We start from the raw sequence: 16,274 nt of genomic DNA on the forward strand, positions 1-16,274 counted from the left end.
GCTCAAGTCCCCGCATCGGTGGCGGGCGGCGTCGTCGGTTTGCCGCGGTTGAAGCGCTCGCGCGCGCGGCGGCCGAGCGAATCGAACGCGAGGTAGATCACCGGCGTGGTGAACAGCGTCAGCAGCTGGCTGACGATCAGGCCGCCCGCGATCGCGATACCGAGCGGCCGGCGCAGCTCCGAACCGGCGCCGGTGCCGAGCATCAGCGGCAGTGCGCCGAGCAGCGCGGCGAGGGTGGTCATCAGGATCGGCCGGAAGCGCAGCAGACACGCCTGGTAGATCGCTTCGCGCGGCGGCTTGCCTTCCTCGCGCTCGGCGTACAGCGCGAAGTCGATCATCATGATCGCGTTCTTCTTCACGATACCGATCAGCAGCACGATGCCGATAATGCCGATGATGTCCAGATCATGCCCGGTGATTAGCAGCGCGAGCAGCGCGCCGACCCCGGCCGAAGGCAGCGTGGAGAGAATCGTGATCGGATGGATGAAGCTCTCGTACAGCACGCCGAGCACGATGTACATCGTGACGATGGCGGCGAGAATCAGGAACAGCTCGTTGGAAAGCGACGCCTGGAACGCGAGCGCCGCGCCCTGGTAGCGCGTCTGGAACGACGGCGGCAAGCCGATGTCCTTCTCGGCCTGGCTGATCGCCTTGACCGCCGCGCCGAGCGACGAGCCCGGTGCGAGGTTGAACGACACCGTGGTGGCCGGGAACTGGCTCAGATGCGTGACGAGCAGCGGCGCGGGCTGCTCGATGAACTTCGCGATCGCCGACAGCGGCACCTGGCCGCCCGTCGACGTGGAAGAGGGCAGGTAGATCGAGTTCAGCGAGTCGGTGTAGTGCTGCATCTCGGGCAAGGCTTCCAGAATCACGCGGTACTGGTTCGACTGCGTGAAGATGGTCGAGATGATGCGCTGGCCGTACGCGTCGTACAGTGCGCTGTCGATGGTGGCCGGCGTGATGCCGAAGCGCGACGCGGTGGCCCGGTCGATCTGGATGAACACCGAGCGGCCGTTATCCTGCAGGTCGGTCGCCACGTCCGCGAGTTCCGGCGCCTGCTTCAGGCGGTCGACGAGCTTCGGCACCCACGTCGTGAATTCGTTGATGTTCGCATCGGTCAGCATGAACTGGTACTGCGTCGGGCTCACGGTCGAGTCGATCGTCAGATCCTGCACCGGCTGCATGAACAGCGACGCGCCCGCGATATGCGCGACATCCTTCTGCAACTGGCGGATCACCTCGCTCGCGGTGTTGCTGCGGTCGTCGCGCGGCTTCAGGTTGATCAGCATGCGGCCGCTGTTCAGCGTGATGTTGCTGCCGTCAACGCCGATGAACGAGGTAAGGCTTTCAACATCCGGATTCTTCAGGATCTGCGCGGCGAGTTCCTGCTGGCGCTCGGCCATCGACGCATACGATACCGACTGCGGCGCCTGCGTGATCGCCTGGATCACGCCGGTATCCTGGACCGGGAAGAAGCCCTTCGGAATGTAGACGTACAGCAGGCCCGTCAGCACCAGCGTGAGCACGGCGACCACCAGCGTGGAACGCTGCCGGTTCAGCACCCATGTGAGCGCGACCGCATAGCGGGCGATCACCCAGTCGATGAAACGGTGCGCCTTCGCCTCGAAGCGGTGGCTCTCATGCGGCGGCGTGTGGCGCAGCAGTTTCGCGCACATCATCGGCACCAGCGTGAGCGACACGACCGCCGAAATCACGATGGTCACCGCGAGCGTGATCGCGAATTCGTGGAACAGCCGGCCGACCACGTCACCCATGAAGAGCAGCGGGATCAGCACGGCAATCAGCGACACCGTCAGCGAAATGATCGTGAAGCCGATCTGTTTCGAACCCTTCAGCGCCGCTTCGAGCGGCGGGTCGCCGTCCTCGACGTAGCGCGCGATGTTCTCGATCATCACGATCGCGTCGTCGACCACGAAGCCGGTCGCGATGGTCAGCGCCATCAGCGACAGGTTGTCGAGCGAGAAGCCGCACAGGTACATCACGGCGAGCGTGCCGATCAGCGACAGCGGCACCGACAAGCTCGGAATGATGGTCGCGTAGACGTTGGCGAGGAACAGGTACATCACCAGCACGACCAGCACCACCGACATCGCCAGTTCGAACTGCACGTCGCGAACCGACGCGCGGATCGTGGTGGTGCGGTCGGTGACGATCTGCACGTCGAGCGCGGCGGGCAGCGCCTGCTGCAATTGCGGCAGCAGCGCCTTGATGCTGTCCACCACCTGGATCACGTTGGCGCCCGGCTGGCGCTGCACGTTCAGGATGATCGCCGGCGTGTTGTCGACCCACGCGCCGAGCTTGGTGTTCTCCGCCCCCTGCACGATGTTCGCGACGTCGGTCAACATCACCGGACGGCCGTTCTTGTATGCGATCACCGCGCTCTTGTACTGGTCGGCGTCGGTCAGCTGGTCGTTCGAGTTGATCGTGTAGTTGCGCGTCGGACCGTCGAAGTTGCCCTTCGGCGTATTGACGTTCAGGTTCGAGATGGTGGTGCGCAGGTCGTCCAGATTCAGCCCGTACGCGGCGAGCGCGCGCGGGTTCGCCTGAATCCGCACCGCCGGGCGCTGGCCGCCCGACACGCTCACCAGACCCACGCCCGCGACCTGCGAGATTTTCTGCGCGAGACGCGTGTCGGCCATGTCCTGCACCTGGGTCATCGGCAGCGTCTTCGAGGTGATCGCGAGCGTGATGATCGGCGCGTCGGCCGGGTTGACCTTCGCGTAGATCGGCGGCGCGGGCAGGTCGGACGGCAGCAGATTGCCCGCCGCGTTGATCGCGGCCTGGACTTCCTGCTCGGCGATGTCGAGCGGCAGATCGAGGCTGAATTGCAGCGTGATGATCGAGGAGCCGGCCGAGCTTTGCGACGACATCTGATTCAACGACGGCATCTGTCCGAACTGCCGCTCGAGCGGCGCGGTCACGGACGAGGTCATCACTTCCGGGCTCGCGCCCGGATAAAAGGTCTGCACCTGGATCGTCGGATAGTCGACCTGGGGCAGCGCGGACAGCGGCAGGAAGCGCAGCGCGACGAGGCCGACCAGCATGATCGCCGCCATCAGCAGCGCGGTGCCGACAGGACGCAGGATAAAAGCGCGGGATGGATTCATGCGATAAGTGCCGTGCCTTTATTGCGAAGCTTGCGACGCGTGTCTGCCGTGATGCGCGCGGGCGCCCGCTGCGCCTGATGCTCCCGACGCGGCGGCCGCGCCGCTCGCGCCATGCGCGCCGGAGGCGGCGCGCGGGCGGTCGGCCGGAATCGTGATTTTCGCGCCTTCGCGCAGCCGGTCCGAACCGTCGGTCACGACGCGCTCTCCGACCTGCAGGCCCGATTTGATGCTGGTACGCTCGCCGTCCACCGGGCCGGTCTTGACCGGGCGCACCGTCACCGTGTTGTCCGCCTTCACGACGTACACGAACTGGCCCATCGAGCCGTTGAGCACGGCCGTGGTCGGTACGATCACCGCGTCCTTGATGGTGTCGACGAGGAGGCGCGTATTCACGAACTGATTCGGGAACAGCTTGTTGTCGTTGTTCTGGAAGAGCGCGCGCAGCCGGACCGTGCCGGTGGTCGTGTCGATCTGGTTGTCCATCGTCTTCAGCGTGCCGGCTTCGAGCGACCGGGTGTTGCTGCGGTCGTACGCGGTGGCCGACAGTTGCTCGCCGTTCTGCGTGTGCTGGATGATCTGCTGCAGGTTGTCTTCCGAGGTGGTGAAGATCACGCTGATCGGCTGCAACTGCGTGATCACGACGATGCCCGTGGAGAGGCTCGACGTCACGTAGTTGCCGGGGTCGACCTGGCGCAGCCCGACGCGGCCCGACACCGGCGCGGTGATGCGCGCGTAGACGAGGTCGAGCTTGAAGCTGTCGACGTTCGCCTTGTCGGACTTCACGGTGCCTTCGTATTGGCGCACGAGCGACGCCTGCGTATCGACCTGCTGGCTCGCGATCGAGTCCTGCGCGAGCAGCGTCTGATAGCGCTTCAGGTCGAGGCGGGCGGTTTGCAGCAGCGCCTCGTCGCGCACCAGCGTGCCTTGCGCGTTCTCCAGCGAGATCTGGTATGGGCGCGGGTCGATCTGGGCCAGCACGTCGCCCTTCTTGACCATCTGGCCTTCCTTGAAATACACGTCTTGCAACACGCCGCTCAACTGCGGCAGCACAGTGACCGTGGCGAGGGGGGTGACCGTGCCTAGCGCGGTCAGCACCACCGGCATCTCACCTTGCGTGGCAGTTGCCACATGGACCGGTTGCGGCATGTTGGCCATGCCGCCGCGCCCGCCCCGGCCGCCGCTGCGGGCGCCCGACGCGCCGCTGGCTCCGCTCGCGCCACTGGCGCCGCCGCCGGGCCCGCCCCACGGATGCCAGCGCCACAGCACGACCCCGAGAATCACCAGCGCCGCGACGATCAGTGCGATATTGCGGCCGCGGTGCCGCTTGACCACGCCGGGGGCATGGTCTGGCGCGCCCGTCGGGGCGCCGCCGGAGGACGGTTGTGAAGCCGGAGCGGCAGGGCGTTGGGATTCCGGATGATTTTGTTGTTCGTCCATCGGTTCGGTCAGGTGGCTGGCTTGGATGTGAGCTGCTCGCGCGGTCGCGCCGTTACGAAAATTCGGCGGACCTGCGCGCGCGCGGCATGACAGGCGGTTTCGACAGCGGGTGCGCCGTGCTTGTTCAGCGCGATGCTACCCAGGGCGCAGGGCAGAGATGTTAACGCAATCCGGCATCATCATTGTTTTGCCGAGCCGCTTTCGATGCCGAATACGACTCGCCGGGCGAGCGCCCCGCGGCGGGAATGCATGATCCTACGTTGCGGGGTCTGTAACAGTCCACCCGCGTATTTTTCTTTTGATTACGAAGGTTACAGGCGTTCCGGGAAATGGCGCTGTCCGGCTCGCGGCGTGCCGCTGCCGCCTCAGGTGTCGAGGCGGCGCCCCGGCGTGCCGCCGATCTCGACGACGATCTTGCCGATGCACTCGAGCAGCGCGGGCGCTGCGCGCGAGATCAGCCAGTCGCGCGGGCACTGGTCTGCCGAGCCGCCGCAGTTGACTGCATAGCGCTCGCCCGACGGGCCGACGAAACCCAGCGCGATCGCGTTCAGGCCGTCGTGCCACTCGCCGGTGGCGATCGCGAAACCGCGCTCGACAGTCTCCTGCAGTGCGCTATCGAGGCGGCTGCCGATGTGGCCCCAGTCGTCGCCTTCGGCCACCTGCAAGCCGACCAGCAGCTTGTCGCGCTCCGGCTGCGTGAGCGCCGCGAGGTACGCGCGGCCCACCGCGGTGCGGCTCAGATTCATCCGCGAGCCGATTTCGAGGCGCGACACCAGCACTGCCGAGCGCGGCCGGATCGCGTCGATCACCACCATGTCGAGACGGTCGCGCACGGCCAGATGCACGGACAGCGCGGTGCGCTCGGCGAGTTCGATCAGAAACGGCCGGGCGCGCGCGCGGATGTCGAAATTGCGCAGAAAGCCGTTGCTCAACTCCAGCACCGATGAGGTCAGCACGAAGCGCTCGCTGTCAGGCAGGCGGAGCAGGAAGCCGGCGCCGACCAGCGTGGCGGTGATGCGCGAGACGGTCGGCTTGGGAATGCCGGTCAGTTCGGTGAGTTCGCGATTGCTGAGCGGCGAGTCGGCGGCCGCAACCGAGCGCAGCACGGTCAGGCCGCGCGCAAGCGCAGTGACTTCATCGCCCGAGCCGTCTTTGTCTTTGACCGGCTCGGCGGCGGTTCTGGAGGGTGAGAATCGGTTCATGTTTTTCTTGGAACTTTATTTCAATTTATGCGTTCGCAACCTGCTAAACAACCGAGTCGCGGGAAGGCGTCGGAGGCCCCCCGACCGGCTGTGCATTGAAACTTTCATAGAACACTCAATTGTATCGGGAGATTGTGCCGCGCCGAATGAAGCCTCTTTAGATTTTGCTTGACTTAGTCAGCATAACCATAAAAAATGGAATCCTATTTCGAAAGCCGATTTCAGACGGCGCATTTCCAGTTCTGAACTCGCCGCGATTCGCGCAGTGTCCGGCCCAGCGTCTTCTCACCGTTCATCGTCAGCTCGCATCGGGCATCGCAGCAGCGGCCCAACTTTCGAATATCGTCTCTCAGGTTCTAGCACGGCCCTCGGAATGGCTAGAACTTTTTAAGGCGTCACGGCAACGTGACGCCTTTTTTTTCGCCCGTATGGGCGCACAACAAAAGTCTGCGGCATTCATTAAACGCCCCCTTGCGTGCAACAAAGTCTGCAGGTTTCGTCTTTTTGCTGGTGCGCCGCAGTGATTCCGGGGCTGCGATGTCACCGTCGAGATCGATGCGCAGACCGCCCACCCGGGCGGGATTCCCCATTCAGAATTTACTTGATTTAATCCTTGGCGGACTTTCTTGCTGGCATCAAACCAGCAGTTGCCAGGTTTCAACGCCGACCACGCGCGCCAGTGCGTCCAGAGTGTCGAGCGTTGCGGTGACCGTCTTGCTTTCAATCTTGAAAACATAGACGGGCCCGAGAACGGCCGGGATTGCAGCTTGTTCTTGGGTCAGGCTAAGCCGAAGCCGAAGCCGAAGTCGTTTCAGATTTTGCGCTGCTGAGTCGCCAAGCGGTCGTTCGACGAAGTCCGTAGAAAAACTTGACCCAATCGCTACGAAATCAATTCGGTCAAGGAATCTGGTGCCCAGTCGGCGACCAGCAACGGCCTGATGTACTTCATACGGAAGGAGGAAGGACATGAAGCTTTGCAACCTGCCTTCCTGGATGGCCACCTCGTTTGCGGCGCACCGGCGACCTTCTCAGAACAGGTACATACCAGCCACAAAAATCACGCCTGAAAACAGAAGCGCCGTTACGCAGTAGCCCATGATGTCCCGAACGCCCAAACCGGCGATAGCAAGCGCAGGCAGCGCCCAGAACGGCTGCGCCATATTCGTCCACGCTTCGCCATAAGCAATTGCCATCGCGGACTTGCCGAGGTCCGCGCCGAGCGCTTGCGCCGCCGGCATGACGAACGGTCCCTGCACTACCCAATGACCGCCGCCTGATGGCACTGCGAAATTGATTAGTGCCGAGCTCAGGAACGCTAGAAGCGGAAATGTGTGGACGTTCGCGATGTCGACAAACCACTTCGTGATTACGCCGGCCAGTCCCGAATGGTCCATGAGGGCCTGAATACCCGCGTAGAAGGGGAACTGAATCATGATGGAGGACGCGCCCTTCGCCGCGCCAGCTACAGCGCGCGCGTATGCCATCGGCGTCTTGTGAAGCACGATACCTGCCGCGAGAAACACGAGGTTGACGGTATCGATATCAAGTACGAAGCCTTTCTTGACGAAACGGATTACCAGAAACGCGGCGCACAGTGCGGCCACGAGGAACGCTAATACACGGCTTTCCTCCATCCGCTCGGCCATCGTTGCGTTAGGAGAAAGCTTGCGTTCGACGCTCGGTGGGTCCTGCAAAAGGGCGGGGTCAACTGTGACGACATCCTCAGGTTTCGGCATCATGAGTCTCGCCAGAATTGGCAAAAGAATGATGAGGCCGATGGTAATAAACGCGTTGTAGCCAGTGAAAATTGTGTGGGAAACCGGAATCAGCCCGACTGTCTTCTCCATGGGATTGCCCTTGGTAGCCGCCACGAGCGGGACCGACCCGGACAAGCCACCGTGCCACGTCAGGAACCCCATGTAGGCGCTTGCGACGAGGAGGCGGTAGTCCGTTCCCGGAACGCGTCGAGCGACCTCACGAGCAAGCATCGCACCAAGGACCAGACCGAATCCCCAGTTGATGGCGCAGGCAACCCCGCCTACGAACGCCACCAGCATCACGCCTTGGCCAGGTGTACGCGCGGAGCTCGCCAAAGCAACCAGCATTCGCTTGACCGGGCCCGAACTCGCCAACGCGTGACCGGTCACAAGAATCATCGCCATCTGCATCGAGAATGCGAGCAGGTTCCAGAAGCCAGAGCCCCATAGCATCACGAGGTCGGCTGGAGGCTTCGGCGTCAAGCCAAGCGCGAGCGCGAAGGTCACGACGGTCAGGAGGATGGCAAAAATCAGGGGGTCCGGCAAAATCCGGTGCACCACCTGAGTAAAAAAGGCGGAAATGCGCTGAATCAACTGTCTACTCCTCGTCACCAAAGATGAAACCGACCTACGGTCATTGTTATGGGCGGTAAGCCGCGCGGCGGCGATTCTTGCACACAACGAGAAATCCTGCAGCGACGAGCGCCACGACTTTGCAGTGGGTAAAGACAGGATTGATTGATAGGGCTGCCCTCGGCGGAATTCGTGTTTTGGACAGGCAGACGGGGTAATCGTGAACCGTCGAAGCAACGACCAGGACAAGCCGAGCTCGCGCAGGCGAGTACGCCTCGCAGACGCGACGGCGTCGTCCCGATCGTCACTATCAGCGGCGACTCAGAGCAAACTCATTGACTCACTTCTGATAACCGCGCTGTGAATTGCCGGATTTGCAGACGTTTGGTTCGTCGAAGGCCGGGCGTACCGGGATGACGTCGTACACGAGCACGGTCGTGAACTTCCGCTCTGGACTATCGACATCCAAAACAACTGTATGAGCGCGCTGGCCGCTCCCGCAGGGTTACGCCACTGATACCGGCATCTTCGTCGTCGCGCACGATGCGGATGTGATGGCCTCCCCTATAGTCCGCAATAGCCTGTCTTTGAAAAACCGGAGAGTATTCGTGATGGTCTGTCGACATACAAATGTACTGCGCGGCACGGACGAGGACATCGGCGTGAGGGGGTTGCCGCGCGACTACAACGAGCAGATCATCCCGGACGCGCTTGAAATCAGTTATTCGTGCGGTCAAAGTTGACATGAACGACTTGTAGCCGAGCGAACCGGCGATGACACTTCGCTGCGCTTTCATCTGCCGACGCGATGAGGCGCTAGACTGCGCCTACGGCGACGCACGCGTGTAGCATTGGTGAGAGTCGTGATAACTGTCACCCCGCTGTGCCTGGCAATAACCAGGATGTGGGACCAACAGGGGAAAGCGTGGCCATATGCAATCGTGGCCGGTTCATTGCCGGAGACGACTTCAGCGAAGCGAGCCAGTGTTGGCCGCACATCAACATGTGGTGTGACATGTAAATTCGCCGGCAGTCCGACCAGGCAATTCATCGGTCCCGTAGCATTGTCTCCGCTAGCCTTGATTTGCGGCATTGCTCGAATCGTCTCTACATACTGATGCCTCGCTCAACCTCCCTTTCAGACGTCATTACTCTCGCCGAGGTCCAGTCGCTGGCGGACCCGAAGACCTTTGCTCGGGGCAAAGCCTATTTCCACGACGGCGTGCTGTCGCGCCTTGAGGAGCATGACGGTGTGCTTCGCACCAGTGTGCGCGGCACGCATCGGTACAGCGTCGAACTTGGCGTAGGCGACGGCGGAGAACTGACGTACGAATGCAACTGCCCCGTCGGCGACGACGGCATCTTCTGCAAGCATGTCGTTGCGGTCGCGCTTTCATGGCTCGAAAACTCGGGTGAGGAAGTGTTTCATGTTGACGAAGCGGAGCCCGCAATGCCGCGCAAGAAGCGAAAGACGTACGAAGAGCAAATCCGCGCTGCGGATGCGGCTGGAGCGGGCGATGGAGGGGCTCGCCGAGCGGGAAAGTGAGGCCGCATGGGATGCGTTCTGCGGAGGTCCAGTGGCGACAAGCATGTGGGCGACGGTGGCGGCAGTTCGAGGCAAGACGCATCCGCGCGATGCGATTGCGCTGTATCACCGACTGCTGCCGATTGCGGCCGAAATCGGAACGCGCAATGCCCGATATGACGAAGCGTTCGGCATAGTGCGGACAATCGGAACGTTGCGGGCAGGGCTGAAGGAGCACGCACAGTTCGTTGATGAGCTCGAGACCATTCGCCAGACGTATCGCGCCAAGCGCAACTTTATGAAATTGTTGGCAGCGCTGGGTTAGCGATACGTCGTGACAGGCGATAGCACGTAGGAGTTCCACTGTGGTCAGCAAATCTCACGGCGCCTTGGCAGGCTTCGCCATATTGTCCGCCGGCAGCATGCCCGGCAACGCCTCTACAAAGAAATCTGCTTGCAATGCAGCCCCAGCCTGCACGTCGTACTGCGCAAAGTCGCGGACACCGGCTGCCAGCAGAACCTCGTCGTCGAGGAAGAAGTTTCCCGAACACTCCCTGGCTGGCCGCGTCAGGATATAGTGGGCCGCGTCGGCGACTATCTCAGGCTTGCGACACGCTGCAATCATTTCCTTTCCGCCAATCTCATTTCGTACAGCGGCGGTCGCGATAGCTGTTCGGGGCCATAATGAATTGACGGCGATACCACGGTCTTTAAACTCGCCGGCAAGAGCCAGCGTGAATAGGCTCATCGTGTATTTTGCGATGGTGTACGCCGGAAAATCCTTAAACCACTTCGGGTCGCACACCAGTGGCGGTGACAGAGTGAGGATGTGCGGGTTCGACGAATTGAGGAGGTGAGGCAGGCACGCCTGCGCGCACACAAACGTGCCTCTGCCGTTGACCCCATGCATCAGGTCGTACCGTTTGACGGGTGTGTCAAGCGTGCCAGTCAGTCGAATGGCGCTGGCGTTGTTCACGAGGATATCGATGCCACCGAACACACCAACGGTCTCGGCAACTGCCGCTTTCACGCGTTCTTCGTCGCGGATATCCACAACAAGCGGGAGCGCCTTGCCGCCAGCCGCTTCAACCGCTGCAGCCGCCGTATGAATCGTACCCTCGAGACGCGGGTCTGGGTCGGCGGTCTTTGCGGCAATCACGACATTCGCGCCGTCGCGTGCGGCTCTGAGTGCAATCGCGAGTCCGATGCCGCGACTGCCGCCGGACATGAATAGTGTCTTGCCAGCAAGGCTCATGGTCGTCTCCTGATGATGTACAGCAGCATACGCTTCTGCCGTCATTGGTGCGCTGGGAACAGTGCGCAAACCTCCTCCAGCATCGGGATACCCGCGAACCCGCGATGCGCGGTAGGGAGCGCCATTGTTTGGCCTTTTGCAATTGTGATTTCACCCTATCGGCCTAGATAAAAGATAGGCGCCACCTAAACTAGCTTTTGTCAGCGGCGCGAGTCTTGCTCGATTTGCGCGGCTCTTAAAATCGGATTGGAGAGTCATCGTGAAAAACAAACTTCTTGCAGCCCTGCTCATCGCAGCTACCGCCTCTATCGCTGCACCTGCGTTTGCCAGCGGCTACGGCCCCGCACCTTTCTATCGCCCGTCGGTGGGTGCCCCTGCGTCGCAACGCGGCCAGAGCGCGCAAACAGTCGCAGCGGCACGCAACGACGCGGTCGGCTCCGTTAAGGAATCGTACGGTGGCGTAGTTGCGTCGTCTTCGGAATCTGGTAGCCGTCAACCTGCCGAGTCCGCTGGGCGTCTGTACGCAGGCCACTAATCTGAAGGTCATTCGCTGACCGAGGTTGTCGCGAGGTGTCGAAATGCTGAAGATTGTTGAAGGTGCTGTGTTCCTGGGTGCGCTAATGCTCTATCTGGCGCCCTCAATCATCGCGGACGCCAGAGAACGCGAAGACGCCTTTGCGGTGACCATGGTAAATATCTTGCTCGGATGGACGGTCATCGGTTGGTTCGCCGCGCTGGTGTGGGCGCGGCATCCCGTTAGCGACCGCCGTATGAGGCACTTCGCGAGGCGGGCACAGCGCGCGGTTGCACGAGTCACGATTGATGGAATCATTGCGCGAGCGGAAAGTCGTGCTAGCTCAATCCCTGCGTTCAACCCGCGCTTGGTGCCGTTAGTCGCGCGCATTGCAGCAAGCAGTCGTTACCAAAAAAGAGGTTAGTCGGTGCTGCGGGCCAAGCGTGAATGGACGGACTTGACATTCGAGAGCCGGACGCCGTACCAAGTCCCGCTTTCAGATTTGTTTACCTGATTGGCCGTAGCGGCAAAGCTCTAGCCAATTGAAGAGTTTTTCTGGAGGTTGAAATGGAAATGCCAGCTACCGAGGAGCAAATTCGTACTCTCGCGTTTTATCTTTGGGAGAAAGATGGAAGTCCGGACGGACGTTCCCAGGAATATTGGGAGAGGGCGCGGCAGCGGTTAGGCGCGGATGGCTCGCTAGCAGAATCGGATTCGGAATCTAGCTTGGTGTGACTAGAGTTCCTAAAAGAAGATCCCGCACAAAAATCCGAAGAGCTATTCGGCTCTTGGGAAATTTTAGATTCCAACCTGACTAATGCCATTAGATAGATATGTCTCTAACTTCTTCTTCAATCGAGGAGTCTGTTAGACAGATAAAACCATAAGTTCAAAGGGACTCTTTTGCATGAAGTCTCCGCATCGGTAGAGGTCTTTCGTGCGCACTCGTCAGCATGAAGCGATACGCGTCAAAGATGCCGGCGTTAGGAAACCGCCAGGTAGCCGGAGCGTTAGCCGATTCGGTTCTGATTATTCGTGGCCGTCAATCCACGCGCGTGCCGAAGCAAGGCCAGCGACGTGGGCATCTTTGTCAGACTCAAAGTACCCAAGAACGCTTGAGGCTTCTGCGAATCTCATGCTTTTTGTGATTGTTCCGCTGCCAGCATATCGCTCCGGTTGCAGAATATCGGCATGCGCACGGATTGCATGTCCCGACGTGTTAGAGCCGTTGTAGCTCTCAGACTCCATCAGCAGGCCATCTCGACAGTCGCGTTGCGCAAGTCAACGCGAAGCACATTGCCCTCGGTATTTCCCGCGGAATTTCCGGTATATCTGGCTCATTCGCCGGAACGGCTTCCGGGATGTGGGCGACCGCACTCGCCTCAGGCGAATTCCAAACCCTGGGAATAGCTGCCAGCCGCGATAGCAGCCGGCGCGAGCGTCGCCGTCAGCAACGCAAGTCCAATTCTGTTCACATTTCCACTGCACCCTCAACTCCTGCTTACCTCAAATTGGCGAGAACTGCTTCTTCTAGTGCCGGGAGAGATACGAGACTATTAAGCATGAGATGGATTTCTGGGAGAGAAATCGTGGAACTTTTCCGCATGGTTTGCATGGTGTTGGCCAGCTTTTTTGGAGTGCGCAAACGCGCTGCTCATGAGGCGGATCTGGCGAATGTCAACATGGTGCTGCTGCCGTTTGTCGCAGTCGCGCTCGCCCTGATGATTGGCTTGCTCATCTTTGGAGCCGTACATCTGATTGCCGACGTCACAAGTTCGGCACAAGGATTCTGATTGCAAGCGCGTTCGTGCAGGCGGATTGGATAAGGCAAAAGTGCCGCAGAGCGCTTCGTGACGCAGACTCGACGGTTGAAGCTGCACTGGTGGCACTAGCCGTGAATAGAAGGGTCGTCGAGGATCTGGGCGAGTGCGCGAACCGCGTTTTCGAAGCGATTGTCCCAAGGATGGCCGAAATTGAGCCGGATACAGTCCTGGAACCCGTGCGTAGCTGAAAAAATCGGCCCCGGAGCGATGCTGATACCGCGCGCGCTGGCCAACCCATGAAGCTCCATGGCTTTGACGGACTGCGGGAGCTGTAGCCACAGCAGGTAGCCACCAGTCGGACGCACCCACCTAACGGTACTTGGCAGCCACTTATGCAGTGCCGTCTCCATTTGCTCGAGCTGCGACTGAAGCGACGAACGCAGTGAGCGCAAGTGTTTGTCGTATCCTCCGTGCTGCAGATAGTCGGCAATGCCTGCTTGCGCGGGAATGCACGCAGAAAGTGTGGTCATCAGCTTCAACCGTCGGACTTTGTCAGCGAATCGGCCAGGCGCCGTCCACCCGATTCGGTAGCCGGGCGCGAGTGTTTTTGAAAATGAACTGCAGTGCATGACAAGCCCCTGCGTATCGAACGCTTTGGCCGGCAGCGGACGGTCACGGCTGAAATGAAGCTCCTGATAGACGTCGTCTTCGATGAGCGGTACTTCGCGTCCACGCAGTAATTCGACCAGAGCGCGCTTCTTCTCGGCCGACAAGGAGGTGCCGGTCGGATTCTGGAAGTTGGGCATGAACCAGCACGCTCGAATGGGATGCTGGTCAAGCGCACTTTGTAACGCTTCGAGGTCAAGGCCGGTCACCGGGTCGACCGGTATCTCTACAGCTCGAAGGTCGAGCCGTTCAATAGCTTGCAGGGCGGCGTAGAAACCCGGGGACTCCACTGCTACGAGGTCTCCAGGCCGGGTGACAGCCATCAAACATAGATTCAACGCTTCGAGGGCGCCATTTGTAATGAGAATCTCGTTCGGCGACACGGACATGCCCGTTCCAACGTAGCGAAGACTGATTTGCTGGCGGAGATGGTCGTTGCCGGGCGGCAGGTCTTCCACCGTGTTCCATGGGGTGAGCGACCGCGTGCCGGAGACCAGTGACTTCAGAAGCCGCGCAGTTGGAAAGAGTTGTGGCGAGGGGAACGCTGAACCCAACGGCACAATGTCCGCATGCCGGGCGGATTCGAGCACGGAGAACACCAAGTCGCTGATGTCTACCTTCCTTGGTTCCGTTGCGAGTCCTTCTGCCCGAACCGTCTCGTTCACCGTGGCGCCCTGAGTGACGAAATACCCGGCACGCTCCTCGGCACGCACGAGACCCCACTGCTCAAGGAGCGAGTAGGCGCGAAATACCGTCGACTGGCTCACGCCGTACTGCACGATCAGGTGGCGAAGCGACGGAAGCTTGGCTCCGGCTGGAAGAAGGCCTTCCCGGATTTGCGTTGCCAGATTCTTCGCAATAGTCTCGTAGCGATTCATTGATTGCCCTTACGGTGTTCTTCAGTAACCGAACTCGCAGCGCACGTTTTCTCCCGTGATTCCCGGCGCGTCTACCGAGAATCGGTGCCGCAATACTACCGCTTCCGTTGATGAGCCAGTAACGACCTTGGGGGGCAGCAACGATTGAGCGGGCGCTACCAACCGAACTTGCCTGCTACGCAAACATCAGCGGCTTCTGCTTCTTTTCGCCGGAGGGCAAGGCGCCTATCGTAGCCTCTGACGCCTTTCGGAGGGTTGCCTCCAGGATCCCTTGCCTTCAATTACGTCGCGTAATACCGCGACGCGAGACGCTCCCTACTCATGTACCAGTACAACGAATTCGACAAAGCATTTGTCAAGAGCCGCGCGGCGCAGTTTCGGGACCAACTGGAACGCTGGGAAAGCGGTCGGTTGAGTGAAGACGACTTTCGTCCGCTGCGCCTGCAGAACGGCTGGTATGTACAGCGCCACGCGCCAATGTTGCGCGTCGCCGTGCCATATGGCGAATTGTCGAGCGCCCAGCTCCGCGTCTTGGCCCGCATTGCGCGAGAGTTCGACGCACCCGAGCCTGAGGTCTATCTAAAGGCTGCTGACGCCCAGGGCAGGCTGGGTACGACCCATTTACCGACAAATTCAGCGCACTTCACGACACGAACCAACGTGCAGTTCAACTGGATTCCCTTGAGCAAGGCCGCTGATGTGATGGACCTTCTGGCGTCCGTCGACATGCATGGCATTCAAACCAGCGGTAACTGCATCCGCAACATCTCTTGCGACGAGCGCGCAGGTGTCGCCCCTGATGAAATTGCCGACCCACGGCCTTTCGCCGAACTCATGCGGCAATGGACGACCCTGCACCCCGAGTTCGCATTCCTGCCGCGTAAATTCAAGATTGCGGTAACAGGAGCCGCAGAGGACCGTGCCGCAACTGATTGGCATGATGTCGGCCTCCGACTCTTGCGCAATGAACTGGGTGAACTGGGTTTTCGAGTAACGGTCGGCGGAGGCATGGGGCGCACGCCAATGGTCGGCTCCGTGCTTCGTGAGTTTTTGCCCTGGAATCAGATCATGAACTACATTGAAGCGGTCATGCGCGTGTACAACCGCTACGGTAGGCGCGACAACAAGTACAAGGCTCGCATCAAGATTCTGGTTAAGGCCGAGGGGCAGCGCTACATCGACGATGTTGAGGACGAGTTTCGAGAGATCGTCGAGCAGGATGGAGGTCCGCATACGATTCCGCCGGCGGAACTTGAGCGCGTGACCGCCTCGTTCGTGCCACCAGCGGTGACCCGTTGCGAGTCAAAGCACGCTGCGAGGAAGGATGCGCCAACTGACAATCCGGTTTTCATGCGGTGGATGCAGCGAAACGTGGCGCTCCATAAGGACCCGGCACTACGTATCGTCACGCTGTCATTCAAGCGTCTCGGACAAGCACCCGGAGATGCATCAGCCGGGCAGTTGGAGAGGCTTGCCGATCTGGCGGACCGCTTCTCAGTGGGCGAGGCACGCGTGACGCATACTCAGAATGTCGTCCTTCCCTGGGTGGCTGCAGACAACCTCTTTGCCTTGTGGG

Annotated in this window: 17 protein-coding genes; 8 read left to right on the forward strand and 9 right to left on the reverse strand. The window is 60.7% G+C overall.

From position 1 onward, the window contains the following. Positions 1-2: 2 nt before the first annotated feature. The 6 genes from P0D89_RS21970 to P0D89_RS21995 all read right to left on the reverse strand — a co-directional run bounded on the left by P0D89_RS21970 (position 3) and on the right by P0D89_RS21995 (position 8,118). Entirely contained in the window at positions 3-3,128 is a 3,126-nt protein-coding gene (locus tag P0D89_RS21970) for an MdtB/MuxB family multidrug efflux RND transporter permease subunit (protein ID WP_408366019.1), read from the reverse strand. 18 nt (positions 3,129-3,146) lie between these two features. Further along, positions 3,147-4,565: an MdtA/MuxA family multidrug efflux RND transporter periplasmic adaptor subunit gene (locus P0D89_RS21975; RefSeq protein WP_408366017.1), complete on the reverse strand. Its 1,419-nt coding sequence runs from the start codon at positions 4,563-4,565 to the stop codon at positions 3,147-3,149. Positions 4,566-4,930: 365 nt separating this feature from the next. Continuing rightward, complete coding sequence (locus P0D89_RS21980; RefSeq protein WP_408366015.1) at positions 4,931-5,767, reverse strand: IclR family transcriptional regulator; 837 nt, start codon at positions 5,765-5,767, stop codon at positions 4,931-4,933. A 395-nt stretch (positions 5,768-6,162) separates the two neighbouring features. Next, positions 6,163-6,357 (reverse strand): hypothetical protein, encoded by a 195-nt coding sequence (locus tag P0D89_RS21985; RefSeq protein WP_408366013.1) that lies wholly within the window; start codon positions 6,355-6,357, stop codon positions 6,163-6,165. A 45-nt stretch (positions 6,358-6,402) separates the two neighbouring features. After that, positions 6,403-6,747 (reverse strand): hypothetical protein, encoded by a 345-nt coding sequence (locus P0D89_RS21990; protein ID WP_408377195.1) that lies wholly within the window; start codon positions 6,745-6,747, stop codon positions 6,403-6,405. Positions 6,748-6,795: 48 nt separating this feature from the next. Further along, positions 6,796-8,118 carry a TIGR00366 family protein gene (locus P0D89_RS21995; RefSeq protein ID WP_408366009.1) on the reverse strand — a complete coding sequence of 441 codons (1,323 nt, stop codon included), beginning with the start codon at positions 8,116-8,118 and terminating at the stop codon, positions 6,796-6,798. 587 nt (positions 8,119-8,705) lie between these two features. Here P0D89_RS21995 and P0D89_RS22000 point away from each other — a divergent pair. The 3 genes from P0D89_RS22000 to P0D89_RS22010 all read left to right on the forward strand — a co-directional run bounded on the left by P0D89_RS22000 (position 8,706) and on the right by P0D89_RS22010 (position 9,947). Further along, positions 8,706-8,840 carry a hypothetical protein gene (locus P0D89_RS22000; RefSeq protein WP_408366007.1) on the forward strand — a complete coding sequence of 45 codons (135 nt, stop codon included), beginning with the start codon at positions 8,706-8,708 and terminating at the stop codon, positions 8,838-8,840. A 374-nt stretch (positions 8,841-9,214) separates the two neighbouring features. Further along, entirely contained in the window at positions 9,215-9,643 is a 429-nt protein-coding gene (locus P0D89_RS22005; RefSeq protein WP_408366005.1) for an SWIM zinc finger family protein, read from the forward strand. After that, positions 9,615-9,947 carry a hypothetical protein gene (locus P0D89_RS22010; protein ID WP_408366047.1) on the forward strand — a complete coding sequence of 111 codons (333 nt, stop codon included), beginning with the start codon at positions 9,615-9,617 and terminating at the stop codon, positions 9,945-9,947. Before P0D89_RS22005 ends, P0D89_RS22010 begins: the two co-directional genes overlap by 29 nt. Before the next feature lie 54 nt (positions 9,948-10,001). Here the strand turns inward: P0D89_RS22010 and P0D89_RS22015 are convergent, their stop codons facing one another. Continuing rightward, positions 10,002-10,877 (reverse strand): SDR family oxidoreductase, encoded by an 876-nt coding sequence (locus tag P0D89_RS22015; protein ID WP_408366003.1) that lies wholly within the window; start codon positions 10,875-10,877, stop codon positions 10,002-10,004. A gap of 259 nt (positions 10,878-11,136) precedes the next feature. Here P0D89_RS22015 and P0D89_RS22020 point away from each other — a divergent pair, with 259 nt between their 5' ends. The 3 genes from P0D89_RS22020 to P0D89_RS22030 all read left to right on the forward strand — a co-directional run bounded on the left by P0D89_RS22020 (position 11,137) and on the right by P0D89_RS22030 (position 12,126). After that, positions 11,137-11,412 (forward strand): hypothetical protein, encoded by a 276-nt coding sequence (locus P0D89_RS22020; protein WP_408366001.1) that lies wholly within the window; start codon positions 11,137-11,139, stop codon positions 11,410-11,412. Between the two features lie 43 nt (positions 11,413-11,455). Further along, positions 11,456-11,815, forward strand: a complete 360-nt coding sequence (locus tag P0D89_RS22025) for a superinfection immunity protein (RefSeq protein WP_408365999.1) — start codon at positions 11,456-11,458, stop codon at positions 11,813-11,815. Between the two features lie 149 nt (positions 11,816-11,964). Beyond that, on the forward strand, positions 11,965-12,126 hold the full coding sequence (locus tag P0D89_RS22030) for a DUF2934 domain-containing protein (protein WP_408377201.1): 162 nt from the start codon (positions 11,965-11,967) through the stop codon (positions 12,124-12,126). Positions 12,127-12,420: 294 nt separating this feature from the next. Here the strand turns inward: P0D89_RS22030 and P0D89_RS22035 are convergent, their stop codons facing one another. Next, complete coding sequence (locus P0D89_RS22035) at positions 12,421-12,639, reverse strand: hypothetical protein (RefSeq protein ID WP_408365995.1); 219 nt, start codon at positions 12,637-12,639, stop codon at positions 12,421-12,423. A 341-nt stretch (positions 12,640-12,980) separates the two neighbouring features. Between P0D89_RS22035 and P0D89_RS22040 the strand changes: the two genes are divergently transcribed. Continuing rightward, a complete protein-coding gene (locus tag P0D89_RS22040) occupies positions 12,981-13,184 on the forward strand; it encodes a DUF2970 domain-containing protein (protein ID WP_171928221.1) in 204 nt (67 codons plus the stop codon). Between the two features lie 95 nt (positions 13,185-13,279). On the opposite strand, the gene P0D89_RS22045 is transcribed toward P0D89_RS22040, so the two are convergent. Continuing rightward, a complete protein-coding gene (locus P0D89_RS22045; protein WP_408365992.1) occupies positions 13,280-14,698 on the reverse strand; it encodes an aminotransferase-like domain-containing protein in 1,419 nt (472 codons plus the stop codon). 321 nt (positions 14,699-15,019) lie between these two features. Between P0D89_RS22045 and P0D89_RS22050 the strand changes: the two genes are divergently transcribed. After that, a partial coding sequence (locus P0D89_RS22050; RefSeq protein ID WP_408365990.1) for a nitrite/sulfite reductase occupies positions 15,020-16,274 on the forward strand: 1,255 nt, incomplete at its 3' end.

The organism is Paraburkholderia sp. RL18-085-BIA-A, from assembly GCF_046027075.1.
Lineage (GTDB): Bacteria > Pseudomonadota > Gammaproteobacteria > Burkholderiales > Burkholderiaceae > Paraburkholderia.

Excerpts from the sequence above, each read along its gene's own strand:
- P0D89_RS21970 (WP_408366019.1), bottom strand. The coding sequence starts at position 3,128 with ATGAATCCATCCCGCGCTTTTATCCTGCGTCCTGTCGGCACCGCGCTG.
- P0D89_RS21975 (WP_408366017.1), bottom strand. The coding sequence starts at position 4,565 with ATGGACGAACAACAAAATCATCCGGAATCCCAACGCCCTGCCGCTCCG.
- P0D89_RS21980 (WP_408366015.1), bottom strand. The coding sequence starts at position 5,767 with ATGAACCGATTCTCACCCTCCAGAACCGCCGCCGAGCCGGTCAAAGAC.
- P0D89_RS21985 (WP_408366013.1), bottom strand. The coding sequence starts at position 6,357 with ATGGGGAATCCCGCCCGGGTGGGCGGTCTGCGCATCGATCTCGACGGT.
- P0D89_RS22005 (WP_408366005.1), top strand. The coding sequence starts at position 9,215 with ATGCCTCGCTCAACCTCCCTTTCAGACGTCATTACTCTCGCCGAGGTC.
- P0D89_RS22010 (WP_408366047.1), top strand. The coding sequence starts at position 9,615 with ATGGAGGGGCTCGCCGAGCGGGAAAGTGAGGCCGCATGGGATGCGTTC.
- P0D89_RS22015 (WP_408366003.1), bottom strand. The coding sequence starts at position 10,877 with ATGAGCCTTGCTGGCAAGACACTATTCATGTCCGGCGGCAGTCGCGGC.
- P0D89_RS22025 (WP_408365999.1), top strand. The coding sequence starts at position 11,456 with ATGCTGAAGATTGTTGAAGGTGCTGTGTTCCTGGGTGCGCTAATGCTC.
- P0D89_RS22030 (WP_408377201.1), top strand. The coding sequence starts at position 11,965 with ATGCCAGCTACCGAGGAGCAAATTCGTACTCTCGCGTTTTATCTTTGG.
- P0D89_RS22035 (WP_408365995.1), bottom strand. The coding sequence starts at position 12,639 with ATGGAGTCTGAGAGCTACAACGGCTCTAACACGTCGGGACATGCAATC.
- P0D89_RS22045 (WP_408365992.1), bottom strand. The coding sequence starts at position 14,698 with ATGAATCGCTACGAGACTATTGCGAAGAATCTGGCAACGCAAATCCGG.